Source organism: Massilia sp. NP310 (genome assembly GCF_019443485.1).
Lineage (GTDB): Bacteria > Pseudomonadota > Gammaproteobacteria > Burkholderiales > Burkholderiaceae_D > Telluria > Telluria timonae.
Window position 1 is genome coordinate 2418589 of the sequence record NZ_CP080379.1, and the last position, 26878, is coordinate 2445466.

The window sequence follows — 26878 nt, forward strand, 5'->3', positions numbered from 1 at the left end:
TGGTGTATTCCAGCTTCAGCTTATTTCAGCGCCACGCGCGCGATGGTGCGGCCCGACTGCTGCGGCAGCGCGACGTTGGCGCCGCGCAGGGTCGCGGTCACGCCGCCAGGGGCGCCGACCACCAGGGTCGCCGGGCCGCTCAGCTCGACCGACTCGGTGCTGCCGCCCTTGACCAGGCGCGAGATCAGCGGACGGCCGCCGGCGCTCGGACGCACTTCGATCCAGGAATCCTCGCGCACGTTCAGCACCAGGGTGTTGGCGCCGGCGGCGGGGGCCACGGCGGTGACCGGTGCGGCAGCGGTCGAGATGTTCGGGGCCGGCGTCACGCCAGGCGCGGCCGCGCTCGGCGTTCCCGCCGCCGGTGCGTTGGCCGGCGCATTGGCCGGCGCGTTGGCCGGCGGCGGCACGGCCGGCACCGGTGCGGTCGGGGTGGCCGGCGCGGCGCCCGGCGCCGAACCCGGCGCTGCCGCCGGCGGCGCAGTTTCGCCGGCCGGCGCCGGCACCGAGATCAACGGCACCGATGGATTGATCAGGCCTTGCTGGGCGCCGGCCGCGGGCGCCGAGCCTGGCGCGACGACGCCGGCGGCCGGGTTCTCGAGCACCGTGGCGTCGCCCGCCTGGCCGTCGCGCTGCAAGTTCGGAATCAGGTCGAACTGCCAGGCTGCAACGGCGGCGCCGGCCACCACCACGGCGGCGGCGATCCAGCCCAGCGGCAGGCGGTTGCGGCGGCCGGCGATCGGGAAGCGGGTCTCGGAGAACGTGGCCGGACGCTGTTCGCGGCGCACGGCGCCGGTGTTGATGGGCGCGCCGGCCTGGGCTTCCGGCGGCATGTTCAGTTCGATCATCGACACCAGCGGCGCGGCGTCGATCTTGAGCAGCTTGGCATAGACGCGCACGAAGCCGCGCGTCACGGCCGGGCTCGGCAATGAAGCGTAATCCCCGGCTTCCAGGGCCACCACCTGGCGTGGGGCCAGCTTCAGCTGGTCCGCCACCTGTTCCACACTCCAGCCCATCGCTTCGCGCTGGGATTGCAGGGTCTTGCCAGGGATGCCGGGCTGGTTGCCTGGCGTAGCCGGCTGATCTGCTTGCTCGTTCATTGTCCTCGTCCTTGTCCGTGTGAGCTTCTAGTTGAGCTTGTTCTTGTGCTTACTCGTCGAACGCGCCGCGCTCGAACGCCGCGTATTCGGGCGAACCCGGGAAACGCCGGCGCAGCTGGGCCGCGAGCGTCGCCTCATGGGTCCGGTCGCCCAGCTTGCGCTGCACGCGCAGCGCGAGCCAGAGCGCGTCGGCCGGCAGTGTCTCGATGCTGGCCGTCTCGATCAGGCGATTCACGAAAAAACCGGCGCGCTGCATGTCGCGCCGCTCGTAGTACACCCGCGCCAGGCCGGCATTCACGGCCGGCAGCGCCGGGCTCAAACGCAGGGCTTCGAGCAGGTAGCGCTCGGCCGCTTCGATATTCCGGTTCTTGATGCTGCACGCACCCGCATTGACCAGCGCGGAGAGCGGCGTCTGGTAGGCGGGATTCTTGAGGGCGGCGTCGAAATAGCGCAGCGCGTCGAGCGGCCTGTTCACCGACTGGCACAGGAAGGTGCCGTAGTTGTTCGCGAACTCGGGATTGCCCGGTTCGAGGCGCAGCGCGTGGCGATGGTTCTCGTCGGCCAGCGGGAACTGACCCATCGAGGTATAGATCAGGGCCCGCAGGCCATAGGCGTCGGCGTAGTTCGGATCGGCCGCCAGCGCCTGCTTGACTTCGTCGAGGGCGATCTCGTGCTTGCCCTCCTGGTAGTAGCCGACCGCCAGCTGCACCCGGATCGAGGCGCGCTTTTCCAGCGCGGTCTGGTCCGAGGCGGTCTTGAGTTCGCCGTCGCGCGTCGTCGTCGCGCCGCCCGACCCCGTGCCGGCGCAACCGGCCAGCAAAGCGAGGGACAGGGTCGATGCGAATGCGAGCCAGGCGGCGGCGAATTTCATCAGGTCGGGATCTCCACGATGCGGCCGAAATCGGCGCCGAATTTCTTCTGGTACTCGGCCATCTTTTCCATGCGCTCGGCCACGCGGGTGCGGTCCTTGACCTCGCCCGCCAGCTGGCCGCAGGCGGCGTCGATGTCGTCGCCGCGCGTCTTGCGCACGGTGGTCACGATGCCGGCGTTCATCAGGACTTCGGCGAAGGCCTTGATGCGCGGGTTCTTGGAGCGGGTCAGGCCCGACTCGGGGAACGGGTTGAACGGGATCAGGTTGAACTTGCAGTTCACGCCCACCACCGGATCGTTCACCAGCGCGATCAGTTCGCGCGCGTGCTCGTCGCTGTCGTTGAAGCCGTCGAGCATGCAGTACTCGAAGGTGATGAAGTCGCGCGGCGCGAATTCGAGATAGCGCTTGCAGGCGGCCATCAGCTCGCGCAGCGGATATTTCTTGTTCAACGGCACCAGGATGTCGCGCAGCGCATCGTTCGAGGCGTGCAGCGACACGGCCATGGCCACCGGCACGTCTTGCGACAGCTTGTCGATATTCGGCACCACGCCCGAGGTCGACAGCGTCACGCGGCGGCGCGACAGGCCGTAGGCGTTATCGTCGAGCATCATTTTGAGCGCGGTGACGGTCGGCTCGTAATTGAGCAGCGGCTCGCCCATGCCCATCATCACCACGTTGGTGATCTGGCGCTCGCCTTTCGGGCCCGGTTCGATGCCCTTGGTACGGCGCAGCTCGAATTCGGCCATCCACAACTGGCCGATGATCTCGGCGACCGTCAGGTTGCGGTTGAAGCCCTGCTTGCCGGTCGAGCAGAAACGGCAGTTGACGGCGCAACCCGCCTGCGTGGAGATGCACAGCGTGCCGCGGTTTTCTTCCGGGATGAACACGGTCTCGACCGCGTTGCCGTTGCCGACGTCGACCAGCCATTTGCGGGTGCCGTCGCTGGCCGTCTTGTCGCTCACGATGGCCGGCGCACGCACTTCGGCGCGCGACTTCAGCTTTTCGCGCAGCGACTTGGCCAGGTCGGTCATGCTGTCGAAATCCGACGCGCCGAACTGGTGTATCCAGCGCTGCAGTTGCTTGGCGCGGAACGGTTTCTCACCCAAGTCGGCGCAGTAGGCGACGAGTTGCGCGGGATCAAAGTCCAGCAGATTGGTGAGAGTTGTCATGTCGTAATCCTATATTTCCGAACCTGCTCGCATCGCCCCGGGGGCGCAGGCGAGCAGGTTACTCATTTGGAGCCTTCCCTAGCAGGTGGTAGTCGCTGCTAGCGCGCCTGGCAAGCGTGGGCGGCGTTGCTCGTCGTTGCATGGCTAGCCATGCGGCCTCCTCGCGCCTTGCCCACACTTGCCATGCATCGCTATCAGCTTCCCCCCACCTGCCAGGAAAGGCTCCTATTAGTCCGGGGGAATCGATCCGGGGAACGCCCGGACTGCGCTCCCCCTTACTAATTAACGCGAGTAGACGTTCAGTGCCGGGAAGTAGTAAGCGATTTCCACAGCGGCGGTTTCGGCAGCGTCCGAACCGTGAACGGCGTTGGCGTCGATCGAGTCGGCGAAGTCGGCGCGGATGGTGCCGGCGTCGGCCTTCTTCGGATCGGTAGCGCCCATCAGGTCGCGGTTTTTCAGGATCGCGCCTTCGCCTTCCAGCACCTGGATCATCACCGGACCCGAGACCATGAAGTCGACCAGGTCCTTGAAGAACGGACGCGCAGCGTGCACTGCGTAGAAGCCTTCGGCTTCAGCGCGCGACAGTTGCACCATGCGGGCAGCCACGATCTTCAGGCCGGCTTCTTCGAAACGGCTGTAGATTTTGCCGATCACGTTTTTTGCAACTGCGTCCGGCTTGATGATGGACAGGGTGCGTTCGATTGCCATGAGAAAACTCCAATAAAAGAAAGGTTTTGAACTGAGAAATTCGTTTGAACTTTGGGACTCAATCAACCTTTAATTTTACCATACCTGCCCCAGATATCCGATATTGCGGTAGTGGCAAGCATGGTGTTACAGTGGCGGCAAAAGTCCGCCCAGTTCCTGCCCAATCTTCATCTTCAGTTAAGAAAGATGCGCTAGGATCAAGCTGACGTACCTTGCGCTGCAGTTGCACGTACCATCGCACGACCCATTTATTTAACCGGAGGCACTATATGTACCCTAGTACCCAACAGCAAAGTACCATCGACCTGAGCAAAGGTGGTCAGGCCACGCGTAACAAAGTGTTACGCAACACGTATTGGCTGCTGGCGCTGTCGATGATTCCTACCGTGCTCGGCGCGGTCGCCGGCATGTCCTTCGGCATCGCCTTCACCGGCATCATGGGCTTCGTGATCTTCCTCGCGGTTGCCTTCGGCTTCATGTGGGCCATCGAGAAGAACAAGGATTCCGGCCTGGGCGTCGCCCTGCTGCTCGGCTTCACCTTCTTCATGGGCATGATGCTGGCCCCGCTGCTGACCCACACGCTCAACTACTCGAACGGCGCCAGCCTGATCATGACCGCCTTCGGCGGCACCGGCGCCGTGTTCGCCGTGATGGCCAGCATCGCCACCACCACCAAGCGCGACTTCTCGGGCATGGGCAGCTGGCTGATGGCCGGCGTCGTCGTGCTGCTGCTGGCGGTCGTCGCCAACATCTTCCTGCAGATGTCGGTGCTGTCGATCGTGATCTCGGTCCTGGCGATCGGCATCTTCTCGGCCTTCATCCTGTATGACGTGCAGCGCATCGTCAACGGCGGCGAAACCAACTACGTCACCGCCACCCTGTCGATCTACCTGAACGTGTTCAACATCTTCACCAGCCTGCTGCGCCTGCTGGGCATCGTGGGCGGCGACGACTGATCGATCCCTACCCCAAAAGAAAACCGGCCTTCGCGGCCGGTTTTTTTTATGGTGGACGCAAACGCAGCAGGCGGGCGTCCAGGCCATCCGTCAGGACGTAGATCGCGCCATCCCGACCGACCTTGACGTCGCGCAGGCGCTGATTCAATTCTGCCAACAACGTCTGCTGCCCGACGATCCTGCCGCCGTCGCGCACGACGCGGTGCAGGGCGCGGCCTCGCAGCGCCGGCACCAGCAGGTCGCCGCGCCATTCCGGAAACAATGCGCCATCGTAGACAGCCAGGCCGCTCGGTGCGACCGACGGCGTCCACTCCAGCAGCGGCGCCTCGAAGCCGGCCAGGCGGCTGAACGGCGTGACGCGGCCGAACGGGTAATCGATGCCGGCCGTGACCAGCGGCCAGCCGTAGTTCTTGCCCGCCACGATGCGGTTGATCTCGTCGCCGCCGCGCGCGCCATGCTCGGTGAGCAGCAATTCGCCCGTGCCCGCGTCGACGGCGATGCCCTGCGGGTTGCGGTGACCGAGGCTGTAGACCTCGGGCGCGGCGCCGGGGCGATTGACGAAGGGATTGTCGGCCGGCGCCCTGCCGTCGCGGTCGAGCCGTACGACGGTGCCCAGGTGGTTGGCGGGGTTCTGCGCCTCTTCGCGGCGCCAGTTGCCGTCGCCGACCGTCAGCGCCAGCGTGCCGTCGGGCAGGAAAGCGATGCGGCCGCCGTTATTGCCGGCGCGCGGCTTGGGCGTGGAACTGAACAGGATCCGGACGTCTTCCAGCCGGTCATTCTCCAGCCTTGCGCGCACCAGGCGCGTGCCGTTGGCGCCCTCCTCGCCATGACCCATCGTCAGGTACAGCAAGCCATTGCGTGCGAATGCGGGGTCGGGGGCGACATCCATCAGGCCGATGGTGCCACCGCGCTGGAACACGGGTGGCAGGCCATCCGTCGCGATCGGCGTCGATGCGCCATCGGCGCCGATCGCCAGCAGGCGCCCGCCCATCTCGGTGACCAGCATGCGGCCGTCCGGCAGGAAGGCCAGCGACCATGGCCGCTCGAGTCCCCGCGCGACCGTCTCGACGCGGTAGCTGGCCGGATCGACCGCATCGAGCCGCCCGGCGGCGCCGGGAGACGTCGCCAGGAACAGCAACGCCGGGACCAGCGCCAGCATCGCCGCCAGCGCGGCGTGGCGCCGCGGGTCGCCAGGGCCGCGCGCCGACGCGCTCATGCGGGCGTACAGAAGGCCGCCGACGATACCCGTCGCGGCCATCAAGGCGTGATCGGCGCTGCCGCGGGTCGCGGCGATGGCCGGCATGGGAATCACGTGCAGCATCAGCCAGAACGCCACCCACAGGGCGACGACCGCCGCCAGCGCGAAGATGGCGGCGCGCCATGGGGGCGGCGCGCGCCGCGCCAGCAGGCGCCCGGCGCCGAACGCCGGCAACAGCGCGACCAGCGCGATGCCGGTCATGACCGCGCCAAAGCCGGCCAGGTCGCCCAATGTGACCCGAAGCCGCTCCGCCAGGCCGATCGACGCGCCGAGCGCGCTGAGTTCGCCCAGATTGATCTGCGTCTGCACGACGCTGGCGACGACCGCGGTCGCCACCGCGGCGGCCAGCCAGTCGGCGAGCCGCCGGGTGAACTGCCTCATTTCATTCCTTCCGATGTCTCGGCGGCCGGACGCTTCAGCGCGCCTCGACCAGCTCCTTGATCCGCACCGCCAGCGCGTCCACCGCGAACGGCTTGGTCAGCACCTGCATTCCCGGCATCAGGTGGCCGTTGCCGATCAGGCTGTTTTCGGCGTAGCCGGTGATGAACAGCACTTTCAGCTCGGGCCGGCGCTCGATGCCGGCTTCCGCCATCTGGCGACCGTTCATGCCGCCAGGCAGGCCGACATCGGTCACCAGCAGGTCGATGCGCGTGTCGGACTGCAGCAGCTTGAGTCCGGCCACGCTGTCGGCCGCTTCGAGCGCCACGTAGCCCAGGTCTTCCAGCACCTCGGTCACGAGCATGCGCACCGACGGCTCGTCGTCGACCACCAGCACCGTCTCGCCCTGGCCGGCGGGCGCTTCCGGCGCCGGCGGCAGGCCGATGTCTTCCGGCTTGAGTTCGCCATAATAGCGCGGCAGGTAGATGCAGACCGTGGTGCCTTTCCCCACCTCGGAATAGATGCGCACCTGGCCGCCCGACTGGCGCGCGAAACCGTGGATCATCGACAGGCCCAGGCCCGTGCCCTCGCCCATCGGCTTGGTGGTGAAGAACGGTTCGAACACCTTGGCCACGATTTCCGGCGTCATGCCGGTGCCGGTATCGGTCACGCACAGCGACAGGTACTGGCCTTCCGGGATGTCGTGCGCCCTGGAGGCCGAATAGTCGAGCCATTTGTTGGCGGTCTCGATCGTGATGCGGCCGCCGTCGGGCATGGCGTCGCGCGCATTGATGCACAGGTTCAGCAAGGCGTTCTCGAGCTGGCCGGCATCGACCAGGGTCGGCCACAGTCCCACCGCGCCGACCACCTCGAGCGTGATCTGGGGCCCGATGGTGCGCCGGATCAGCTCTTCCATGCCCGACACCAGCGCATTGACGTCGACCGGCGTCGGGGCCAGCGTCTGGCGCCGCGAGAAGGCCAGCAGGCGGTGCGTGAGCGCGGCGGCGCGCCGGGCGGCGCCCTGGGCCACCGCGACGTAGCGCTCGAAGTCGCCGAAGCGCCCCTGGCGCATGCGGATCTGCATCAGGTCGAGCGCGCCGGTGATCCCGGCCAGCAGGTTGTTGAAGTCGTGGGCCAGCCCGCCGGTGAGTTGCCCCACCGCCTCCATTTTCTGGGCCTGGCGCAGCTGCTCTTCCAGGTGGCGCTGGGCCGTCGTCTCGATCCCGACGCCGGTGCGACGCAGCGGCTGCCCATGCTCGTCGAGATAGGTGCGCCAGCGCGAATGCACCCAGCGCACGACGCCGTTCGGATGCCGCAGGCGGTACTCGAAATTGGCGTCCTTGCCGGAGGTGAGGCTGCCCGCGATCTCGGCCATCAGTGCCGGGCGATCGTCCGGATGGATGTTGGCCATGAGTTCCTCGGCCGGCAAGCCGCCGGCGGCGCGCACCGGATCCACGCCGTACAGGTCGGCGATCGCGGCGTCGCAGACATAGGTGCGCGCCTGCAGGTCGGCGGTCCAGATGCCGACGCCGCCCACCGAATGCAGGGCCAGGCGGGTAAAGTCCTCGGCGTCCTGCAAGGCTTTCTCGCGCCGGTGCTCGTGCGTCAGGTCGCGCCCGGCGGCATACACCTTGCCCTCTTCGAAGGCGCCGGTCCAGCCGAACCAGCGCCACGAACCGTCCTTGTGGCGGAAGCGGTATTCATAGGGCGTCGCCAGCGGCCGCTCGAGGATGCCCGCGAACACGGCCAGCGTGGCATCAAGGTCGGCCGGATGGGTGAACTCGATGAACTTCCGGCCGACGATCTCGTCGCCGGCATAGCCCAGCAGCTTGCTCCATGCCGGATTGACCGCCTCGATCGTCCCATCTTGCGCGGCGACGACCAGCAGCTCCTGGGAAAACCGCCAGAAGCGTCCGCCATGATGTCCTTCGTTATTGCCGTGTTTGGTCATGTCCCACCTCTGTTTCCCAACAGTAAAACCGAGATGGATGGCGTGGTCTGTACGGTGTCGCTCATCCGTTACAGCTGCTTACCAAAACGCGGCAGCTTGCGGACGTCAGGCGGCGTCCGGCGTCGCGGGCAGGTCGGCCGGCACATATTGCGCGCCATCGGCGGGCCGTACCGGCTTGTCTCCCAGCTCGAACACGCCGATCGACTCGACGTGCGAGGTGTGCGGGAACATGTTCACCACGCCCGCCTTCTTCATCACATAGCCCGCCTTGTGCACCAGGATGCCGGCGTCGCGCGCCAGGGTCGACGGGCTGCACGAGACGTAGACGATGCGCTGCGGCATCAGGTCCTCGTGGGTCTCGCGCAGTTCTGCCAGCGCCAGCGCCAGCGCCATGGCGCCGTCGCGCGGCGGGTCGATCAGCATGCGATCGAACTTGCCCAATGCCACCAGGTCGTCCTTGGTGACTTCGAACAGGTTGCGGGTCGAGAACGACGTTTTCTCGGCCAGGCCGTTCGCCCTGGCATTGTCCAGCGCGCGCGTGGTGAGCGCCGTGCTGCCCTCGATGCCGACCACCTCGCGCGCCTGGGTCGCCAGCGGCAGGGTGAAGTTGCCCAGGCCGCAGAACAGGTCGGCCACGCGGTCGTCCTTCTGCACGTCGAGCAGGCGCAGCGCCTTCGACACCAGCACGCGATTGATGTGGTGGTTCACCTGGGTGAAGTCGGTCGGCTTGAACGGCATGCGGATGCCGAACTCGGGCAGCGTGTAATACAGCTCCTTGCCCAATGGGTAGAACGGATAGGCGGTGTCCGGGCCCTTCGGCTGCAGCCACCACTGGATGCCCCACTGGTCGGCGAAGGCTTTCACCAGGGTCTCGTCGGCGGCGCTGAGCGGCGCCATGATGCGCAGCACCAGCACCGTGGTCTCTTCGCCGATCGCCACCTCGATCTGCGGCATCTGGTTGTAGATCGACAGGGCGCCGACCAGCTCGCGCAGCGGCACCAGCAGGCGCGCGACGTGGTCCGGCAGGATCTCGCAAGTGGTGATGTCGGCCACATAGGACGAGGCGCGCTCGTGGAAGCCTACCAGGACCCCACCCTTCTTCGCCACGTGGCGCACCGACAGGCGCGCGCGATAGCGGTAATCCCAGGTCGGGCCATACATCGGGCGCATGATCATCTCGGCCTTCACTTTACCGAGGTGCCACAGGTTGTCTTCCAGCACGCGGCCCTTCATCGCCACCTGCGCGCTCGGCTCCAGGTGCTGCATCGAGCAGCCGCCGCAGTAGCCGAAATGCTGGCATTTCGGCTCGACCCGCATCGACGAGGCGCGCTGCAGGGTGACCATGCGGCCTGCTTCCCAGTTCTTTTTCTTGCGCGTCGTCTCGAAGCTGACGCGCTCGCCCGGCAGCGCGCCTTCGACGAAGATCACCTTGCCTGGCGAGCCGTCCTCGTTTTCGAGGTGGCCAACGCCGCGCCCGTCCATGTCGAGGGATTTGATGTCGATGAAGATTTCTTGCATGGTGATGAGAAAGTGGAGTGAAGGCAGGAGCCGGCCCCGGCCGGCGGCGCATGCTTCAAAGGCCGCGCATAAAAGAAAAATGGCCGAAACGGCCCGGCGGGCATGATAGCAAGGAATCGAAGTGGGCGCTACCTGGTAGGGTTGCCGTTACAACAATGAATCGCGCACCACGCCGCGCGCCGCCATCGCGCGCTTGAGCTTGACCAGCGCTTCCTGCTGGATCTGGCGCACCCGCTCGCGCGTCACGCCCATCTCTTCGGCCAGGGTTTCCAGGGTGGCCGGATCGTCGTTGTCGAGGCCGAAACGGCGGGTGACGACCAGGCGCTGCTTGTCCGGCAGCCGGGTCAGCCAGTCGCGCACCAGCAGCGCCACCTCCTGCTGCTCGGCGTGGGCGTCGGGGCTGCCTTCGCCGTCGTCGGGCAACATGTCCATCAGGCTCGATTGCGGATCGTTGTCGAGCGGCGCATCGAGCGAGGTCGCGTGCTCGGACAGGGTCAATATGTCTTGCACTTCCTCGACCGGGCGGCCGACCAGGCTGGCGATGTCCTCGCTCGAGGCTTCCTTGCCGTCGTGCTTCTGGGCCTCGAGATGGTATTTGGCGCGCAGCACGCCGTTGAGCTCACGCACCATGTGCACCGGCAGGCGCACGGTGCGGGCCTGGTTCATGATGGCGCGCTCGATGCTCTGGCGGATCCACCAGGTGGCATAGGTCGAAAAGCGAAAGCCGCGCTCGGGCTCGAACTTGTCGATGGCGCGCATCAGCCCAATATTGCCCTCCTCGATCAGGTCGAGCAGGACCACGCCGCGGTTGATGTAGTGCTTGGCGATCGAGACGACCAGGCGCAGGTTATGCTCGATCATCTTCTGGCGCGCGCCGAAGTCGCCGGACTTGGCCAGGGTGGCGAAGTGGACTTCTTCGACGGCCGTGAGGAGCGGCCTGGCGCCGATCTGGTTCAGGTAGTGCTGGGTGGTGTCGGTCGCGAGCTCGGCCTGCAAGACCTTGCGCAGCTCGTCGACCGTCTCGATGCTGGCGTGGCGCGCCAGCGCATCCTCGCCCGCCGCGCCGGCCGCGCCGTCGACGCGGTCGGCATGGTCGAGATCGTCATCGGCATGCGCGCGCCCGCTTTCCGGCTCATCCGGAAACTCGTCCGTATCCTCCTGGTCCAGCGGGTGCGGCGGCTGCGTCATACCGTTCCTAACGAACGGGCAAGAACCTCGTCGGGTCGACCGGCTTGCCCTGCTGACGAATCTCGAAGTGCAACTTGACCGCGTCGGCGTCGGAGTCGCCCATCTCGGCGATCACCTGGCCACGGCTGACGTTGTCGCCCTCCTTGACCACGATCTTGCGGTTGTGGGCATAGGCGGACAACAGGCTGTTGCTGTGCTTGACGATGACGAGATTACCATAACCGCGGATGCCGCTGCCAGCATACATTACCTTGCCCGAGCCGGCGGCGACCACCGGCTGGCCCATCTTGCCGGCGATGTCGATGCCCTTGTTGCGGCCATCGTCGAAGGTGGCGATGACGCGCCCCTCCGAAGGCCACATCCAGCTCAGGCGCGCTTCGTCGCTGGCGGCCGGGGCGGCAGGCGTGGCCGGCGCGGTGGTGGCCGGCGGCGTGGCGGTGGCCACCTTGCCTTCGCTGTAAGGGGTCTTGTCGGCGCGCGGTTCGGTCTTGCGCGGCACGCTGGCCGACGGCGGCATCGGTACCGGCTGGGTCTGCACATTGGCGCTGCGCTCGCCTTCCGGCTGGGTCACGCGCAATACCTGGCCGACCTTGATGTCGTCCGGATTGGCCAGGTTGTTCCAGGTCACCAGGTCGCGGTAGTTCTGGCCGAAGTCGAGCGCGATGCGCAGCAGGGTGTCGCCCTTGCGCACGGTGTACATGCCGCGCTCGTCCTGTTTCGGCGCTTCTTCCACGCGCGCTGGCGCTGGCCGGCTTGGCGCGGCGGTGACGGGGCGCTCGACGACCGGCGCCTGGCGGGTGGTGGTGGAACAACCGGCCACGAGGCCGATGAGGATCGTCAGGAGGGCTAAACGCGGTGCTTGTGTCATTGGCATTCTATTGTCTTATCGGCGTACGGCGGGCCTGGCGGCCCCTGTTGGGTTTTCAGATGGTGCCTGGGCGCAGCGGCACGAAGTGGCACGCTTCCAGCGTTTCGCTGGTCCACTCGGATTTGCCGGTGCGGGTAATACGGTGCAGGTGCTGCACCTGGGCGCCGACCGGCGCCACGAGATGCGCGCCGATGGCCAGCTGCTCGAGCAGGGCCCGCGGCACCTCGAGCCCGGCGGCGGCGAGGATGATGCCATCGAAAGGCGCGACCTGCGGCAAGCCTAGCATACCATCCCCATACTGCAAACGCAGGTTCGATATCCGCAGCGGCCGCAGATTGGTCTTCGCGAGCTCGTGCAAGGGCTTGATGCGCTCGATCGAATACACCTCTTTTGCGACGAAGGACAGGACCGCGGCCTGGTAGCCGCAGCCGGTGCCGATCTCGAGCACCTTCCCCAGCGTGGCGCCGGGACGCATCGCTTCGCGCATTGCTTCGATCATGCGGGCGACGATATAGGGCTGGGAAATCGTCTGGTTATGGCCGATCGGCAGCGAGGCGTCGACATACGCCTGGCCGGACATCGCCGGCTCGATGAACAGGTGGCGCGGCACGGTTTCCATCGCCATCAGGACCTGCGGATCGCGCACGCCCTGGCGCGCGACGCGGCCGACCATCGCGCGGCGCACCGCCTCGGTGGCCGCCAGGTCGGAACGCTGGGCGGCCGGCGCGCTGCTGGCCGCCTGCACATAGCCTGGCGTGCGTGGCGCCGGCCCCGGGGACGGCGGCGTCCTGGCGCCGGTATAGGTGGTGGCGTTGCGGGTGGCGGTCTGCGGCGTCTGCACCGGCGCCGGCGTGCCGGGCTTGCGCACGCCGCTCGTCACCGACGACAGCGGCAGCGGAAAATTCGGTCGCGCATCCTTCATGCCAAGCCTCCCGCCAGCAGGGCCAGCTGGGTCTTGTGGGTCAGGTCGATCTGCAGCGGCGTGATCGACACGCGGCCCTGCGCGGTCGCGTGGAAGTCGGTGCCCTCGCCGGCGTCGCGGCAGGCGCCGGGGGCGCCGATCCAGAAGATCTCGCGGCCGCGCGGATCCTGCGCGCGGATCACGGGCTCGGCCTGGTGGCGGCGTCCGAGGCGGGTCGGGGTCAGCGGGCCGATGTCCTCGTACGGCAAGTTCGGGATGTTCACGTTCAGCAGGAAAGGCTTGGGCAGCATGTCGAAACCGCCGGCGGCGAAGCGCTCGACGATGTCGCGCGCGACCCGGGCGGCCGAATCGACGTGGGCCCAGCCGCCGTGCACTTGCGAAAACGCGATCGCCGGCAGACCGAACAGGAAAGCTTCGGTGGCGGCGGCGACGGTGCCGGAGTACAGGGTGTCGTCGCCCATATTCTGGCCATTATTGATGCCGGAAACCACCAGATCGGGCGGCGCATCGGACATGCCGGTCAGGGCGATGTGCACGCAGTCGGTCGGCGTGCCATTCGTGAAATAGAAGCCGTTGGCCGATTTGTAGACCGACAGCGGTCGGTCCAGGGTCAGCGAATTCGAGGCGCCCGAGCGATTGCTGTCGGGTGCGACGACGACGATGTCGGCGATCGGCGCGAGCGCGTCCGCCAGCGCCTGCAGCCCAGGCGCCAGATAACCGTCATCGTTACTGATCAAGATTCGCATGGCGGAGATTTTACCCGAAGCAACGCCTGTATCGACGCCCGGCAGCAGAAATTCACGCCCGGATTTCACAATCCGGGACGGCCGATGAACCGTCTGTTAACAGTGCGGCGGCCATGCGACAGTTTACTGGACAGGCTGACAAGCTCGGCGATAACCACGCAATGCCGTCCTGTCAAGTTGCTTGTCCCGCAGTTAATGCGGGGCGTGGTGCGGTAGCGATGGCAAGTCGGCGCAGCGCGATGCGAAGCCGGCCAGGCTGCTGTGGACTGGCGCCGCGCAATGGATGTCGGTTCGATGCCGTCGAGCCAGGGCCGGTGAATCCGGGCTGGCAAGTCGACAAGTTGGCGCGGCAAGGGCTCGGCGGGACGGCGGCCCGTTGGACTGGTGGACTGGTGGACTGGTGGACTGGTGGACTGGTGGACTGGCGGACTGGCGGACTGGCGGACTGATGGTCTGCGGGCAAGCGGGGCCGGTCGGCGGCTCGGCGCCCGGCGATCCGGGCATACGGGCGCCGGCATACGGGCGCCGGCATACGGGCGCCGGCATACGGGCACCGGCATACGAGCGCCGGCGCAAGCACTTGCCCGGACCATGCCGGGCGTCGAGGCTGGCGCAGCGCCCGCACCGCGCTGTCAGCGCATCGCCATCGGATTGTCGCGCGCCGCCTCGATCAAGGCCCCTTCGAGCAGCGACACTTCGTCCTGGGTGAAGGACAACAGTGCATCCTTGTCGCCCTCTTGCAGATAGACCTGCTTGATCATGGCGGCGCCGCGTCGGCGCAGCGGATGGGCGGCGCTGGGCATGAGCACCGAGGTGCGCAGGCTGTCGGCCAGCGCCCTGGCTTCTTCAGGACTGCGGCTGTCGATCAGGTTCTGCAACTCAGTGAGCTTGTGGCCCAGGTTATCGGCCGCATGACTGGTTTCGGCATGCTCGCGCGGCGCCGCAAGTTCATGCTGGCCGTGCGCTGCAACGCCGTCCGCCACAGGCGGCGACGATGACAGACCGGGCGCCACGCCGCCCGGCGACAGGCTGGAACCGGATGCCCCGCTGTGCGCCCGCATCTGGTCCCGCATCTGGTTTGTCAGCTGCGCCTGCGCGGCATCGTCCAGGGCGCTGCCGGGCGGCGGCGCGCCTTCGACTTCGCGCAAGTGCTGGCGCAGCTCGGCCACCTGTTCGCGCAGGCGGCGCGCGGCTTCGGCCTCGCCCTGCTGGCCCAGGGTCGAGGCCAGCCGCAGCTGCATATTGAGCGTTTCGGGATGGCCGGCCCCCAGGTGTCGCTCGCGCGTGCGCGCCAGCGATTCCTGGATGCTGCGCACCGCCGCCAGGTCGCCCTGCGCCGCCAGGATCTCGGCCAGCGCCTCGCGCGCCGACAGTGTGCCGGCGGCGTCCAGGCCGTCGTGACGTTCATGGGCCCGCAACACCGATTCGAGCATGCGCCGCGCGTTGCCCAGTTCGCCCGTCTCGCCCAGCAGCAGCGCCAGCCGCTGGCCGCAACGCAGGGTGTCGGCATGCTCGCTGCCCTGGCGCCGGCGACGGGCGTCGAGCACCCGTTCGACCACGATGCGGGCGCGTTCGAATTCGCGCTGCTGCACCAGGCTGTGCGCCAGGTCTTCGAGGCAGTCGAGCGTGACCAGGTGTTCGGCGCCGAGCGCGCGTTCGCAGGTGGACACCACCTGCTCGTGCAGCGCCAGCGCGCGCTCGCCCTCGCCCAGCGCGGCCAGCGCGCGCGCCAGCTGCGAGCGCGCCGCCAGCGTCTCGGGCGCATCAGGGCCGGCCGTGCGCGCGCAGGCCTGGACCAGCAGGTCGTAGTGGCGGCGCGCCTCTTGCACGACGCCGCTGTCGAGCAGGAGCGCGGCCAGCGCGAGGCGGACCTGGCGCGTGGCCGCGTGGTCGTCGCCAAGCAGGCGTTCGCGCACGGCCAGGCTTTCTTCGAGGCAGGCGCGGGCTTCGTCGCGGCGCCGCTCGCGGCGGCACAGCTCGCCCAAGCGGGCGAGGTGATCGGCCAGCGACGGTGAGCCGATGTCGTCGCCGCCGGCCTGGCGGCGGGCCTGCGCGACCGCCGCGCGCAGGCGCACTTCGGTCAGCGACTGCCAGGGGAAGCGGCCCGGCGCCAGCCATTCGGCCAGCAGCGCGGCATGGCGCGCCAGCGCACGGCGGTCGCCGGCCGGACCGGCGGTGGACAAGGCGTCGGCCAGCGCCAGCTGGGTCTCGTCGAACCAGCTGTCGAGGTTGACGCGCGACCAGCCATAGCTGGCGCGCAGCAGCGCCTCGATGCGCGGCTGGTAACCCGGGCCATGGCGCGCATCGCCACGCCGCCAGCGCGCATGCGGATCGCTGCGCGCGCCGTCGGCCGTGCAGGCCAGCGGATAGAGCAGCAGCGGACGCTGTTCTTCTTCGTGGGTGCAGCGGTAATCGATGGCGCGCCGCAGCATGCCTTCGATGCCTTCGATGCTGCCCGGCGCCGGCGTGAACAGGCCTACCAGGCGGTCGGGCACCAGGGTCGAGCACACGCTGACGGCGGCCGAGCGCCCGGCGGCGGTGGCGACCAGCACGTGGCCGAAGTGCTGCGCCAGGCGCGCCGCGAAGCGGCGGAACAGCGCCGGGCAGGCGTCGAACAGGGCCGGGTAGTCGAGCCGGCCCGCGCGCTCAGCATAGCTGCCGTCGAAGCGTCCGGCGCGCAGCAGGTAGAGCGGACGGCGGCCGTCGGCGCGCTCGAGATAGGCCTGCCAGCCGACGCCGTCGATCACGCGGTCGGCCAGCTCCTCGCCGCGGCCGGCGGTGTTGCGCAGCCGGGCGCGGCAGGCCTCGAGGAACTCGAGCAGGCCGGGCCGGACCGCGTCGCCGGCTTCGTCGTCGGTGGCATGCGCGCCCGCAGGCGCCGCCGGGTGCGCGGGCGCCGGCCCGGCGCCATGCAGGGAAACAGGCAGGTCGGCAAACGGTTCATCGGCCGGCACTGCGAAATGGCGATGCAGCGCCGGCGCCTCGAGATCCCAGTCGATCACCAGCACCGGCGCCTCGGCGTCCCCACCCGCCAGCTGCAGCGCCAGCGCCGCGAGCACGGCATTGCGCGCCGCGCCGCCCTCGTAGGCATAGAAGCTCGTCACCGCGCCTGGCGTGGCCAGCGGCTGGAGCGAGATACCTTGTTGGTCCATATGGCTCCTCATTCTTTTGGAAACGTCAGTTCTGGAACATCGCGCCATTCGGGTGGGACAGCGGGAAGCACGAATTGGTTGCAGTCGTGGTCGAGCGGCGTATGCTTTTTTTGACATGCATAATGGGCTGCAATCCGCTTGACCATCTTGTCAATGTCCGGCAAGAAGTCTGGATTCGACATCAGATCGGGCGTGGCCATCGTGTAGTGCGAGAAGTCGACATAGAAGCGCGCGTCGCTGATCTGGGGCGGCAGGGATTCGGGGTGGCGCGTCATGACGACCGGGATGATCAGGCGGCTCGGCAGCGTGTACCACTTGCCGCGCTCGGCCTCGATCAGGCGCATGGCCTCGTACTCGCGCCGCGTATAGGCGTGGGCCTCGTACTTGGGCGTGTAGATGAGGATCATGCAGACGCTCTCGCACATGGCGCGTGCGATCTTGCGGTCGAGATCGTCGCCGCCGCCCAACTGCTCGGTATCGACAAACAGTTCGTCTTCGTTGTCGAAGTAGGGTTCGAGATAGCAGCGCAGGGCGTCGGCCAGGGCCGACTTGAAGCGCTGCATCAGCGCGTGTCGGCCGTGGGCATAACTGAAGAAACAACCGTAACGGATTGCCATGCTTGTCCTCTGGTCCCGGCGCGCGTGGCGCCCGCATCCCAAGACTCTAGCGCGCAGTCCCTTGCCGGCTTTGCGGGCGGACAAGCAGACACGGGCCTTGCGGACGAAGATTCGCTCTGTTTCTTAAGGCATAATTCGCCCCGCCAATAACCCCGCTAATAAAACTGTGAGGAAGCAATGAAAGCCGTACGCTGCACCGCTTGGGGACCACCAGACAGCCTGGTGCTGGAAGACTTGCCGGAACCGGTCGCCGGCCCGGGCGACGTCGTGGTGGACGTGAAGGCGGCCGGCGTCAACTTCCCCGACGTGCTGACGGTCCAGGGCAAATACCAGGTGCGTCCTCCCCTTCCCTTCACGCCGGGCAACGAGTTCGCGGGCGTAGTGCGCGCCGTCGGCGCCGACGTCCGCGGCTTCGTCCCCGGCCAGCGCGTGATCGGTTTCACCCGCACCGGCGCCTTCGCCGAGCAGGCCGTAGCCCCGGGCAGCGCCTTCCTCCCGATGCCGGACGACATGGACTTCGACGTCGCCGCCGCGATCACGCTCACCTACGGCACCTCGTACCACGCGGTCGCCGACCGCGCTGCCTTGCAGCCGGGCGAAACGATGCTGGTGCTGGGCGCGGCCGGCGGCGTGGGCCTGGCGGCGATCGAGATCGGCAAGGCCCTCGGCGCGCGCGTGATCGCGGCCGCGTCCAGCGACGAGAAGCTGGCGGCGTGCAAGGCGCACGGCGCCGACGTGCTGATCAATTATGAAACCGCGGACTTGCGCGAAGCGCTGCGCGCCGCCACCGATGGCCGCGGCCCGGACGTCATCTACGATCCGGTCGGCGGCAAGTACAGCGAACCGGCGCTGCGCTCGATCGCCTGGCGCGGGCGCCACCTGGCGGTGGGCTTCGCGGCCGGCGAGATCCCGCGCCTGCCGTGGAACCTGATGCTGCTGAAAGGGGCGTCGGTGGTGGGCGTGTTCTGGGGCGACTTCACGCGCAAGGAACAGGATGCGCACCTGGCGGCGATGGAGCGCATCACCGGCTGGATCGCGGAAGGGAAACTGCGGCCGCTGGTGTCGCGGCGCTATGCGCTGGCCGACACCGCGCAGGCCTTGAACGACATGGCGGCGCGCAAGGTCATCGGCAAGGTGATCATCGTGCCCTGACGCCGCTCAGGCCGCGCTCATGCCGCGCTCTGGTCCGCCTCTTCGACCGGCCGGAAGAACTGGATCACCTCTTCCTGCACCCGGGTGCGCTTGAACGACGGCAGGCTCTGCCAGATGCGGCGGCCATACGGCTTGGTGATGATGCGCGGATCGCAGATCATCAGCACGCCGCGGTCGTCGACGTCGCGGATCAGGCGTCCGGCGCCCTGCTTCAGGGTGATGATCGCCTCGGGCAGTTGGTGGTGCATGAAGCCGTTCATGCCCTGCTTTTCCATCACCTCGATGCGCGCGGCCAGCACCGGATCGTCGGGCGGCGCGAACGGCAGCTTGTCGATGATCACCAGCGACAGCGCATCGCCGCGCACGTCGACGCCTTCCCAGAAGCTCTGGCTGCCGACCAGCACCGCATTGCCCGCATTGCGGAAGGAATCGAGCAGTTCGGTACGGCCGCGCTCGCCCTGCACGAACAGCGGGAAATCCCAGCCGCGTTCGGCGAACTCGGCGCGCAGGCGCTCGGCCACCTTGTTGACGGCGCGGATCGTCGTGCACAGGAAGAAGGTGCGGCCGCCGGCGGCCTCGATCACCGGCAAGGCGGCATCGACCACCGCGTCGGTGTACACGGCCGCCTGCGGCTCGGGCAGGCCGGTCGGCACGTACAGGATGCCCTGGTTCTGGTAGTCGAACGGGCTGGGCCAGGTCTTGGCCGGCTCGCCGGTCAGTCCCAGCTGGTCTGAGAAATGCTTGAAGTCGTTCTTCACCGCCAGCGTGGCCGAGGTGAAGATCCAGCTGCGCGGCGTGCCCTCTCTCTGGCTGGCGAAGATCGGCGCGATCGACAGCGGCGTCTTGTGCAGTTGCAGCGAAGACGAGAAGGCCTCGGCCCACAGCACCGCCTGCTCGTTGGCCGGCGCCTTGTGGTCCGGCTTCCAGGCCTCGAAGGCGGCGGCCAGCTCGTGCGCACGCACGCGGCAGGCTTCGATGGTTTCGGCGCGCGCGGAATTTTCCTCCAGCACCGTGATCATGCCGGCGATTTCTTCTTTGAGCTTTTCAAGTGCCGGGAAGAACTGGGAGGTCGGCATGATCTGCGGCAGCGACAGGCGCAAGTTGCCGTCGCCGAAGGACAGGCGCAGGTCGCGCGCGGCCTTCTCGACCACGGTCACCACTTTGGCCCAGTCCGGGCCGCCGCGCGCATGGGCCAGGCCTTCGGCCAGCACGTCGCGGCACAGTTCCAGCACTTGCGAGGTCGAGACCGACTGGCCGAAGAACAGGGTCGCGACGTCGGGCAGCTGGTGCGCCTCGTCGAAGATGATGGTATTGGCCGACGGCAGCAGCTCGGCCACGCCGGTATCCTTCAGCGCCACGTCGGCGAAGAACAGGTGGTGGTTGACCACCACGACATCGGCCTGCTGCGCTTCCCTGCGCGCCTTCATCACGAAGCAATCCTGGTAGTACTGGCATTCGGCGCCCATGCAGGTGTCGCGCGTGGAGGTGACCAGGTTCCAGACGGTGGCGGTCTCGGGCACCTTGGCCAGCTCGGCCTTGTCGCCCGAGCTCGTCATCTTGATGAAGCGCGAGATCTCGCGCAGGTGGCCGACGTCGTCGCGCGAGGTCAGGCGCCCGTTCTGCAGGGTGCGCTCGAGGTGGAAATGGCAGACGTAGTTCGAGCGGCCCTTGAGCAGGGCGACCGAGACCGGCGCGCGCAAGGCGGCGCGCACGGTCGGGATATCGCGCAGGAACAATTGATCTTGCAAGTTCTTGGTGCCGGTCGAGACGATGGTCTTGCCGCCCCACAGCAGCGCCGGCACCAGGTAGGCGAAGGTCTTGCCGGTGCCCGTGCCGGCCTCGGCCATGAGCACTTGCTGGTCGGCGATGGCCTGGGCCACGGCCTTGGCCATCTCGGTCTGCGACTGGCGCGGCTTGAACGTGCCGACGGCGGGTGCGAGCGGGCCGCCCGCACCGAACAGGCGATCGACGTCGGCGTCGTACTTGCCGGCGGGAGCCTGGGATTCCGGTGTTGCGGGAGCAATAGTCTCTACCGCATCCGGAGAAGCAGAAAGTTGGTCGGTCAAAATACGTGGTTTCGTTGGGCCTGGGAATGAATCAGGCCGGGATATCGGGTACCAGCTGCATCTTCAGCAGCGTAATATGATCTTTGAGCTGCAGTTTACGCTTCTTGAGGCGGCGCAGTTGTAACTGGTCGGCATGACCGTCCGCCGTCAACAGGGAGATGACGGCGTCGAGGTCGCGGTGCTCCACATCGAGTTCGATAATACGGCGCTGGATGTCCTGTACGTCAGTCATGTTGGATGCAGTTACGGGAAAGAATGGCGAAAAGCGCCGGCCAGGGCGGGCGCTCCGGATTATGCTATCTTGTTGCTACAAGATTAACTTGCAAGCTGGTGGCTTCTCAGTGCATAGTTTAATCGAGGCGGAGGTTGCCGCCAACAAAGATTGGCGTTAGCGTCCTGGAAAACACGGATTTATGACTTCTTACAAGATCGAAGCGGGCACCGCGCAACACATCGGGAACCGCCCCCAGCAGAACGACCGCGCCGCCCTGTTCACCGGCGCCCGCGCCCCCGGCTACGTGCTGGCGGTGCTGTCGGACGGGGTCGCCAGTCCGGCCGGGGCCGACCAGGTGCTGCACACGGCGCGCCAGGTCTTCGACGAATTCAAGCCCGGCGACCGTCCCGGCATCGAGCGCCTGGCCCAGCTGCTGCACGAGATGATCAGCGAGACCCACACGGTGATCAAGATGAATGCCGTGGCCACGCAGGCCGAGATCCACGCCAGCTTCGTCGGCCTGGTGATCAGCCCGCACGGCGAGGCGGTCTGGGCCCACGTGGGCGATTCGCGCCTGTACCGCTTCGAGCACGGCAAGTGCGCGGTGCGCACGGGCGACGCCGCCTATGTCGAGCACCTGGTCGCCAGCGACCGCCTGCCGCCGGAGGCGGCGCGCAACCACCGCCGCTCCAAGCTCTTGCTCAATGTACTAGGAAACAGCCGCAAGGAACCTTTCGTCACGACCGGCAGCCATACTGGGCTGGCCGCAGGCGACAGCTTCCTGCTGTGCTCGGACGGCCTGTGGCATTTCTTCACCGACGCCGAGCTGGCGGCCGTGACCGCCAGGACGACGCCGCGCCAGGCCTCCGAAATGCTCATCAACAAAGCCACCGAGCGCTCGCAAGGCAAAGGCGGCAATTGCACCATGGCCATCGTGAAGCTGGTCAAGCCGGCCCAGGACGGGTCGTTCGCCGGTCAGCGCTAGTTCGTTGGCGCCGGCTGATTGCCGTTCGCCCGCTTCGCTTCCTCGGCCGCGCGCTGGGCCGCCTTGGCTTCGCGCTCGGCCACGCGGCGCGCCACTTCTTTCTGGCGTTCTTCCGACTTGCGACGGCGCTCTTCATAGGCCGCGACATTGGCCGCGCGCTCCGCGGCTTCCTTCTCGGCGTTCGCCGCATTTTCCTGGGCCCGCTGCTGGTTGCGCACCACGCGCGATTCGCCCGGCTTGGTGCGTGGCGGCGGCAGCGCGGCGGCGGCCGAGTCCTTCGCCGGCGCCGGATCGGCGGCCAGCCTGGCTTCTTCTTGCGCATAGGCGGCATCGGCTGCGGCGATCGCCTTGTCGCGCTCCTCGACCTTGAGGCGACGCAGATAGTGCGAGGCCTCGATCTCGATCGCGCGCTGCGTCACCAGGGCCGCGCGCCGCACTTCGCGGGCTTCATCCAGGCAGCGGTTGACGAAGAATTTGTCGTAGCAAACCACTTCGCGCTCGGCAAAACGGGCCTCGATCGCGGCGCGCTCGGCCGCGACCGCGGCCAGGCGCTGTTCGGCCTGTTCGGGCGACGTGGTGGGCGCCGGCGGCGCCTCCTGCTGCGCCAGCTCGGTGCTCGAGCAAGCCGCCAGTAACAGGGTAAATGCGGCGGCTGCGGTAGCGCGCAGCATCGGTTGTCTTGTCATGGTGTTCCTTTCGATCATGCAATGGCGTCGGCCGCGCCGCGCCGTTCGGCCAGCAGGTACTCGCGCGACTGCATCTCGATGATACGCGATACGGTCCGGTGGAATTCGTTCGCCAGCTGGCCCTTGGTGTACAGCTCTTCCGGTTCGACTGCAGCCGACATGATCAGCTTGACCTTGTGGTCGTAGAACACGTCGATCAGCCAGGTGAAGCGGCGCGCCTCGGACGACTGGGCGGCCGACATCGCCGGGATGCCGGACAGGATCACGGTGTGGAACTGGCTGGCCAGTTCCAGGTAGTCGTTCTGCGAGCGCGGGCCGCCGCACAGGGTGGCGAAATCGAACCAGATCACGCCGCCGGCGCGGCGCAGCGCGCGGATCTCGCGCTTTTCGATGGTCACCACCGGCGCTTCGTCGGCGGTGTCGGCCACCCTGGCATAGGCGTCGCGCAGCGCCTTGTCCGACGCCGCGTCGAGCGGCATGTAATAGGCCTCCACCTGCTCCAGTGCGCGCTTGCGGTAGTCATTGCCGGCGTCGACGTTCAGGACGTCGAGTTTTTCCTGCAGCAGCGCGATGGTGGGCAGCATGCGGTCGCGGTGCAGGCCGTCCGGATACAGGGTCGACGGCTCGTAATTGGAAGTCATCACGAAGCTCACGCCGTTGTCGAACAGGGCCTTGAGCAGGTTGTACAGGATCATCGCGTCGGCGATGTCCGAAACGTGGAATTCGTCGAAGCAGATCAGGCGATATTTCTTGGCGATGCGCTTGGCCACTTCGTCGAGCGGATCGGCCACGCCTTTCAGCTCATCCAGCTGGCCGTGCACGGCGCGCATGAACTCGTGGAAATGCAGGCGCGTCTTGCGCACCACCGGCACCACCAGGTAGAACGAATCCATCAGGAAGGATTTGCCGCGCCCCACTCCGCCCCACATGTACACGCCCCTGGGCACGTCGGGCCGGTTGATCAGGCGCTTGAAAGCGGACGACCGCTGGGCCTTGTAGTGGACCCAGTCGTCGTACGCCTGTTGCAGGCGGTCCACCGCCATCTGTTGCGCCGGGTCTGACTTGAAGCCGCGCTCGTTCAGCGCGTGCTGGTAATACTCTTGGACATTCATGATCGAACCATCAAACGATGTGGGGTGGACGGCACGGCCGTCCACCCCACATTTTCTCTTGAGCCTTGCTAAAGGCCAGGATTTAGAAGTTCAGCGAACGCTTGTCGACTGCCAGCGCGGCTTCCTTGGTCGCTTCCGACAGCGACGGGTGCGCGTGGCAGATGCGGGCGATGTCTTCCGACGACGCCTTGAACTCCATCGCGACCACGGCTTCCGAGATCAGCTCGGAGGCCATCGGGCCGACGATGTGCACGCCCAGGATTTCATCGGTCGTGGCATCGGCCAGGAACTTGACCATGCCCGAGGTGTCGCCCAGCGCGCGCGCACGGCCGTTGGCCATGAACGGGAAGGTGCCGGCCTTGTACTGCACGCCTTCGGCCTTCAGCTGCTGTTCGGTCTTGCCGACCCACGCGATTTCCGGCGAGGTGTAGATCACCCATGGAATCGTGTTGAAGTTGACGTGGCCATGCTGGCCGGCGATGCGCTCGGCAACCGCCACGCCCTCTTCCTCGGCCTTGTGCGCCAGCATCGGGCCGCGCACGACGTCGCCCACCGCCCACACGCCCGGCAGGCTGGTGCGGCATTCGTCGTCGACCACCACGAAGCCGCGCTCATCGAGCTGCAGGCCCACGGTCTCGATGCCGAGGCCGTTGGTGTTCGGCACGCGGCCGATCGAGATGATCAGGCGGTCGAAGGTAGCCTTCTGTTCGGCGCCGGTCGAATCGGCGTATTCCACGGTGACGTCGTTGGCGCCCTTGGTGATCGCGCCGATCTTGCAGCCCAGGTTGATCTTCAGGCCCTGCTTGGTGAACAGCTTGTGCGCTTCCTTGGCGATCTGCTCGTCGACCGCGCCCAGGAAGGTCGGCAGGCCTTCCAGCACCGTGACGTCGGCGCCGACACGGCGCCACACGCTGCCCATTTCCAGGCCGATGACGCCGGCGCCGATCACGCCGAGCTTGCCCGGCACGGCGTCGATCGCCAGGGCGCCGGTGTTCGACAGGATCAGTTTCTCGTCGAATTCCGCGCCCGGCAGCTGGCGTGCGTTCGAACCGGTCGCGACGACCACGTTCTTGGCGGTGATGGTGTCCGTGGTCGGGCCGCTGACGTTGATGGTGTAGCCAGCATCGCCTTCCGCCTTGCCGGCGAAGGCGCCGCGGCCGTGGAAGAAGGTGACCTTGTTCTTCTTGAACAGGAACAGGATGCCGTCGTTGTTCTGCTTGACGATGGTGTCCTTGCGCTTGAGCATGGTGCCCAGGTCGAGCTCCAGGCCCGAGACCTTGATGCCGTGGTCGGCGAAGGCGTGGCCGGCGTGTTCGAAGTGTTCCGACGATTGCAGCAGCGCCTTCGACGGGATGCAGCCGACGTTGGTGCAGGTGCCGCCCGGGGCAGGCTTGCCGGCGGCGTTGCTCCACTCGTCGATGCAGGCGGTCTTGAAGCCCAGCTGGGCTGCGCGGATGGCGGCGATGTAGCCGCCAGGACCGCCGCCGATCACGACGACGTCAAATTGTTTATCGCTCATTACTTTGATTCCTTTTTATTCTTCCGGAATGAATACCCACAGCAGCAGGTATATCAGGATGCCGAAGCCGAACGTCAGGACGAACAGCACGAAGATCAGGCGCCAGACCCACGATTCAAGACCGTAGGTGCGCGCCAGGCCGCCGCACACCCCGCCCAGCCAGCGGTCGAGCCGCGAGCGGCGCAGACCGCTCAGCAGGTCGTCGCGGTGCTGGTCGAAAGAAATCCGCTCGGTGGTGGGCGGCTCTTTGCTGAGGCTGACGGTCGAGGCGCCCGACAGGATGCGCGCCTTGGCCTGCTCGAACTCGGCATCCGACAGCGCGCCGGCCTGGTGCAGCTCGTGCAGCCGCTTGATTTCGTCTGACAACATCGCGTTCTCCGGCAAACAGCAAGCCGGCGCCACCATGGCGGCGCCGGCACGTGACGAGAATTACAGGTCCAGCAGCAGGCGGGCCGGATCTTCCAGCGCATCCTTCATCGCGACCAGGCCCAGCACGGCTTCGCGGCCGTCGATGATGCGGTGGTCGTACGACATTGCCAGGTAGTTCATCGGACGGATGACGATCTGGCCGTTCTCGACGACGGCGCGGTCCTTGGTCGCGTGCACGCCCAGGATCGCCGACTGCGGTGGGTTGATGATCGGGGTTGACAGCATCGAGCCGAACACGCCGCCGTTCGAGATCGAGAAGGTGCCGCCCGACAGGTCGTCCAGGGTCAGCTTGCCGTCCTTGGCTTTCTGGCCGAACTCACCGATCTTCTTCTCGATTTCGGCGATCGACATCTGGTCGGCGTTGCGCAGGATCGGCACCACCAGGCCACGTGGCGAACCGACGGCGATGCCGATGTCGAAGTAGCCGTGGTAGATGATGTCGTTGCCGTCGACCGAGGCGTTCAGGATCGGGTACTTCTTCAGCGCGGCAACGGCGGCCTTGACGAAGAAGGACATGAAGCCCAGCTTGACGCCGTGCTCTTTCTCGAACTTGTCCTTGTACTTGTTACGCAGTTCCATGACCGGAGCCATGTTCACTTCGTTGAAGGTGGTCAGGATGGCGTTGGTCGATTGCGATTGCAGCAGGCGCTCGGCGATACGGGCGCGCAGGCGGCTCATCGGCACGCGCTCTTCCGGACGGTCGCCCAGGTTGGCAGGCGCCGGGGCGGCGACTTGCTGCAGGGCTGGCTTAGGAGCGGCAGGTGCGGCGACTGGCGCGGCGGCTGGCTTGCCGGCGACGGCGGCCAGGGCATCGCCCTTGGTCACGCGGCCATCGCGGCCCGAGCCTTCGACGTTCGAAGCGCTCATATTGTTGTCGGCCAGGATCTTGGCGGCGGCCGGCATGGCGACGCCTGCTTTCGACTGGTCTGCGGCTGGTGCGGCGGCCGGTGCGGCGATCGGCGCGTTCGGCGCTGCCGATGGGACGGCCTTGACGGCGATCGGGCTGGTCTGCGCCGATGCTTCGGTATCGATGATCGCGATGACTTCGCCCGCGACGACGGTATCGCCGTCGGCTTTCAGCAGTTGCACGATCACGCCGGCGCTCGGCGCCGGCAGTTCCAGGACCACCTTGTCGGTCTCGATGTCGATCATGTTTTCGTCGCGCGACACGGACTCGCCGACTTTCTTGTGCCACGACAGCAGGGTTGCTTCAGCAACGGATTCCGACAGAACAGGTACCTTGACTTCGATTTGTGCCATTTTTTAAAACTCCAGTAATTATTCTTTGCAAGTGCCCCCGCGCACGGGACGCGGGG

23 protein-coding genes are annotated in these 26878 nt (G+C 67.0%); 3 read left to right on the top strand and 20 right to left on the bottom strand.

The genetic code is table 11. The features are described 5' to 3' along the window. Positions 1–20: 20 nt before the first annotated feature. The 4 genes from KY496_RS10525 to ndk form a co-directional block, all read right to left on the bottom strand. Positions 21–1097 (bottom strand): RodZ domain-containing protein, encoded by a 1077-nt coding sequence (locus tag KY496_RS10525; RefSeq protein ID WP_071361924.1) that lies wholly within the window; start codon positions 1095–1097, stop codon positions 21–23. Positions 1098–1146: 49 nt separating this feature from the next. Next, positions 1147–1968: a type IV pilus biogenesis/stability protein PilW gene (pilW, locus tag KY496_RS10530; RefSeq protein ID WP_219864684.1), complete on the bottom strand. Its 822-nt coding sequence runs from the start codon at positions 1966–1968 to the stop codon at positions 1147–1149. Next, on the bottom strand, positions 1968–3137 hold the full coding sequence (gene rlmN, locus KY496_RS10535; RefSeq protein WP_005666242.1) for a 23S rRNA (adenine(2503)-C(2))-methyltransferase RlmN: 1170 nt from the start codon (positions 3135–3137) through the stop codon (positions 1968–1970). Before rlmN ends, pilW begins: the two co-directional genes overlap by 1 nt. A 282-nt stretch (positions 3138–3419) precedes the next feature. Continuing rightward, entirely contained in the window at positions 3420–3845 is a 426-nt protein-coding gene (gene ndk / locus KY496_RS10540; protein WP_219864685.1) for a nucleoside-diphosphate kinase, read from the bottom strand. A 269-nt stretch (positions 3846–4114) separates the two neighbouring features. Here ndk and KY496_RS10545 point away from each other — a divergent pair, with 269 nt between their 5' ends. Then, on the top strand, positions 4115–4801 hold the full coding sequence (locus KY496_RS10545; protein ID WP_219864686.1) for a Bax inhibitor-1/YccA family protein: 687 nt from the start codon (positions 4115–4117) through the stop codon (positions 4799–4801). A gap of 46 nt (positions 4802–4847) precedes the next feature. On the opposite strand, the gene KY496_RS10550 is transcribed toward KY496_RS10545, so the two are convergent. From KY496_RS10550 to KY496_RS10590, 9 genes are all read right to left on the bottom strand, one after another. Further along, positions 4848–6440: a PQQ-dependent sugar dehydrogenase gene (locus KY496_RS10550; RefSeq protein ID WP_219864687.1), complete on the bottom strand. Its 1593-nt coding sequence runs from the start codon at positions 6438–6440 to the stop codon at positions 4848–4850. A gap of 34 nt (positions 6441–6474) precedes the next feature. After that, a complete protein-coding gene (locus KY496_RS10555) occupies positions 6475–8388 on the bottom strand; it encodes a PAS domain-containing sensor histidine kinase (protein WP_219864688.1) in 1914 nt (637 codons plus the stop codon). 105 nt (positions 8389–8493) lie between these two features. Beyond that, entirely contained in the window at positions 8494–9906 is a 1413-nt protein-coding gene (gene rlmD, locus KY496_RS10560; RefSeq protein WP_219864689.1) for a 23S rRNA (uracil(1939)-C(5))-methyltransferase RlmD, read from the bottom strand. A 147-nt stretch (positions 9907–10053) separates the two neighbouring features. Then, the gene (gene rpoS / locus KY496_RS10565; protein WP_219864690.1) at positions 10054–11094 is read right to left on the bottom strand and encodes an RNA polymerase sigma factor RpoS; all 1041 of its coding nucleotides are present in this window, start codon (positions 11092–11094) and stop codon (positions 10054–10056) included. A gap of 7 nt (positions 11095–11101) precedes the next feature. Then, on the bottom strand, positions 11102–11962 hold the full coding sequence (locus KY496_RS10570) for a peptidoglycan DD-metalloendopeptidase family protein (RefSeq protein ID WP_005666231.1): 861 nt from the start codon (positions 11960–11962) through the stop codon (positions 11102–11104). 55 nt (positions 11963–12017) lie between these two features. Beyond that, a complete protein-coding gene (locus KY496_RS10575) occupies positions 12018–12884 on the bottom strand; it encodes a protein-L-isoaspartate(D-aspartate) O-methyltransferase (RefSeq protein ID WP_219864691.1) in 867 nt (288 codons plus the stop codon). Then, on the bottom strand, positions 12881–13630 hold the full coding sequence (surE, locus tag KY496_RS10580) for a 5'/3'-nucleotidase SurE (protein ID WP_184239724.1): 750 nt from the start codon (positions 13628–13630) through the stop codon (positions 12881–12883). Before surE ends, KY496_RS10575 begins: the two co-directional genes overlap by 4 nt. 632 nt (positions 13631–14262) lie before the next feature. After that, the gene (locus KY496_RS10585; RefSeq protein ID WP_219864692.1) at positions 14263–16782 is read right to left on the bottom strand and encodes a tetratricopeptide repeat protein; all 2520 of its coding nucleotides are present in this window, start codon (positions 16780–16782) and stop codon (positions 14263–14265) included. Positions 16783–16790: 8 nt separating this feature from the next. Next, complete coding sequence (locus KY496_RS10590; protein ID WP_005666225.1) at positions 16791–17399, bottom strand: toll/interleukin-1 receptor domain-containing protein; 609 nt, start codon at positions 17397–17399, stop codon at positions 16791–16793. A gap of 177 nt (positions 17400–17576) precedes the next feature. Between KY496_RS10590 and KY496_RS10595 the strand changes: the two genes are divergently transcribed. Next, positions 17577–18551 carry an NADPH:quinone oxidoreductase family protein gene (locus KY496_RS10595; protein ID WP_219864693.1) on the top strand — a complete coding sequence of 325 codons (975 nt, stop codon included), beginning with the start codon at positions 17577–17579 and terminating at the stop codon, positions 18549–18551. 17 nt (positions 18552–18568) lie between these two features. On the opposite strand, the gene KY496_RS10600 is transcribed toward KY496_RS10595, so the two are convergent. Together KY496_RS10600 and KY496_RS10605 are read right to left on the bottom strand one after the other, a co-directional pair. Continuing rightward, a complete protein-coding gene (locus KY496_RS10600) occupies positions 18569–20617 on the bottom strand; it encodes an ATP-dependent DNA helicase (protein WP_370660078.1) in 2049 nt (682 codons plus the stop codon). A 31-nt stretch (positions 20618–20648) separates the two neighbouring features. Continuing rightward, positions 20649–20849, bottom strand: a complete 201-nt coding sequence (locus tag KY496_RS10605; protein WP_005666222.1) for a YdcH family protein — start codon at positions 20847–20849, stop codon at positions 20649–20651. Positions 20850–21030: 181 nt separating this feature from the next. Here KY496_RS10605 and KY496_RS10610 point away from each other — a divergent pair, with 181 nt between their 5' ends. Next, positions 21031–21816, top strand: coding sequence for a PP2C family serine/threonine-protein phosphatase (locus tag KY496_RS10610; RefSeq protein ID WP_005666221.1), 786 nt, complete (start codon positions 21031–21033; stop codon positions 21814–21816). Here KY496_RS10610 and KY496_RS10615 read toward each other — a convergent pair. The 5 genes from KY496_RS10615 to odhB all read right to left on the bottom strand — a co-directional run bounded on the left by KY496_RS10615 (position 21813) and on the right by odhB (position 26822). Then, positions 21813–22502, bottom strand: coding sequence for a hypothetical protein (locus KY496_RS10615; RefSeq protein WP_005666219.1), 690 nt, complete (start codon positions 22500–22502; stop codon positions 21813–21815). The genes KY496_RS10610 and KY496_RS10615 overlap by 4 nt on opposite strands. 14 nt (positions 22503–22516) lie before the next feature. Further along, positions 22517–23614, bottom strand: a complete 1098-nt coding sequence (gene zapE / locus KY496_RS10620) for a cell division protein ZapE (protein WP_005666217.1) — start codon at positions 23612–23614, stop codon at positions 22517–22519. A gap of 82 nt (positions 23615–23696) precedes the next feature. After that, positions 23697–25133, bottom strand: coding sequence for a dihydrolipoyl dehydrogenase (gene lpdA, locus KY496_RS10625; protein ID WP_184239732.1), 1437 nt, complete (start codon positions 25131–25133; stop codon positions 23697–23699). 15 nt (positions 25134–25148) lie between these two features. After that, positions 25149–25502: a PspC domain-containing protein gene (locus KY496_RS10630; RefSeq protein ID WP_109346952.1), complete on the bottom strand. Its 354-nt coding sequence runs from the start codon at positions 25500–25502 to the stop codon at positions 25149–25151. A 60-nt stretch (positions 25503–25562) separates the two neighbouring features. Further along, positions 25563–26822 (bottom strand): 2-oxoglutarate dehydrogenase complex dihydrolipoyllysine-residue succinyltransferase, encoded by a 1260-nt coding sequence (gene odhB, locus KY496_RS10635; RefSeq protein WP_184239734.1) that lies wholly within the window; start codon positions 26820–26822, stop codon positions 25563–25565. Positions 26823–26878: the final 56 nt, after the last annotated feature.

Bases quoted from the DNA above. Each gene is read 5' to 3' on its own strand.
- KY496_RS10525 (WP_071361924.1), bottom strand. From the start codon at position 1,097: ATGAACGAGCAAGCAGATCAGCCGGCTACGCCAGGCAACCAGCCCGGC.
- pilW (WP_219864684.1), bottom strand. From the start codon at position 1,968: ATGAAATTCGCCGCCGCCTGGCTCGCATTCGCATCGACCCTGTCCCTC.
- rlmN (WP_005666242.1), bottom strand. From the start codon at position 3,137: ATGACAACTCTCACCAATCTGCTGGACTTTGATCCCGCGCAACTCGTC.
- ndk (WP_219864685.1), bottom strand. From the start codon at position 3,845: ATGGCAATCGAACGCACCCTGTCCATCATCAAGCCGGACGCAGTTGCA.
- KY496_RS10545 (WP_219864686.1), top strand. From the start codon at position 4,115: ATGTACCCTAGTACCCAACAGCAAAGTACCATCGACCTGAGCAAAGGT.
- KY496_RS10550 (WP_219864687.1), bottom strand. From the start codon at position 6,440: ATGAGGCAGTTCACCCGGCGGCTCGCCGACTGGCTGGCCGCCGCGGTG.
- KY496_RS10555 (WP_219864688.1), bottom strand. From the start codon at position 8,388: ATGACCAAACACGGCAATAACGAAGGACATCATGGCGGACGCTTCTGG.
- rlmD (WP_219864689.1), bottom strand. From the start codon at position 9,906: ATGCAAGAAATCTTCATCGACATCAAATCCCTCGACATGGACGGGCGC.
- rpoS (WP_219864690.1), bottom strand. From the start codon at position 11,094: ATGACGCAGCCGCCGCACCCGCTGGACCAGGAGGATACGGACGAGTTT.
- KY496_RS10570 (WP_005666231.1), bottom strand. From the start codon at position 11,962: ATGACACAAGCACCGCGTTTAGCCCTCCTGACGATCCTCATCGGCCTC.
- KY496_RS10575 (WP_219864691.1), bottom strand. From the start codon at position 12,884: ATGAAGGATGCGCGACCGAATTTTCCGCTGCCGCTGTCGTCGGTGACG.
- surE (WP_184239724.1), bottom strand. From the start codon at position 13,630: ATGCGAATCTTGATCAGTAACGATGACGGTTATCTGGCGCCTGGGCTG.
- KY496_RS10585 (WP_219864692.1), bottom strand. From the start codon at position 16,782: ATGGACCAACAAGGTATCTCGCTCCAGCCGCTGGCCACGCCAGGCGCG.
- KY496_RS10590 (WP_005666225.1), bottom strand. From the start codon at position 17,399: ATGGCAATCCGTTACGGTTGTTTCTTCAGTTATGCCCACGGCCGACAC.
- KY496_RS10595 (WP_219864693.1), top strand. From the start codon at position 17,577: ATGAAAGCCGTACGCTGCACCGCTTGGGGACCACCAGACAGCCTGGTG.
- KY496_RS10605 (WP_005666222.1), bottom strand. From the start codon at position 20,849: ATGACTGACGTACAGGACATCCAGCGCCGTATTATCGAACTCGATGTG.
- KY496_RS10610 (WP_005666221.1), top strand. From the start codon at position 21,031: ATGACTTCTTACAAGATCGAAGCGGGCACCGCGCAACACATCGGGAAC.
- KY496_RS10615 (WP_005666219.1), bottom strand. From the start codon at position 22,502: ATGACAAGACAACCGATGCTGCGCGCTACCGCAGCCGCCGCATTTACC.
- zapE (WP_005666217.1), bottom strand. From the start codon at position 23,614: ATGAATGTCCAAGAGTATTACCAGCACGCGCTGAACGAGCGCGGCTTC.
- lpdA (WP_184239732.1), bottom strand. From the start codon at position 25,133: ATGAGCGATAAACAATTTGACGTCGTCGTGATCGGCGGCGGTCCTGGC.
- KY496_RS10630 (WP_109346952.1), bottom strand. From the start codon at position 25,502: ATGTTGTCAGACGAAATCAAGCGGCTGCACGAGCTGCACCAGGCCGGC.
- odhB (WP_184239734.1), bottom strand. From the start codon at position 26,822: ATGGCACAAATCGAAGTCAAGGTACCTGTTCTGTCGGAATCCGTTGCT.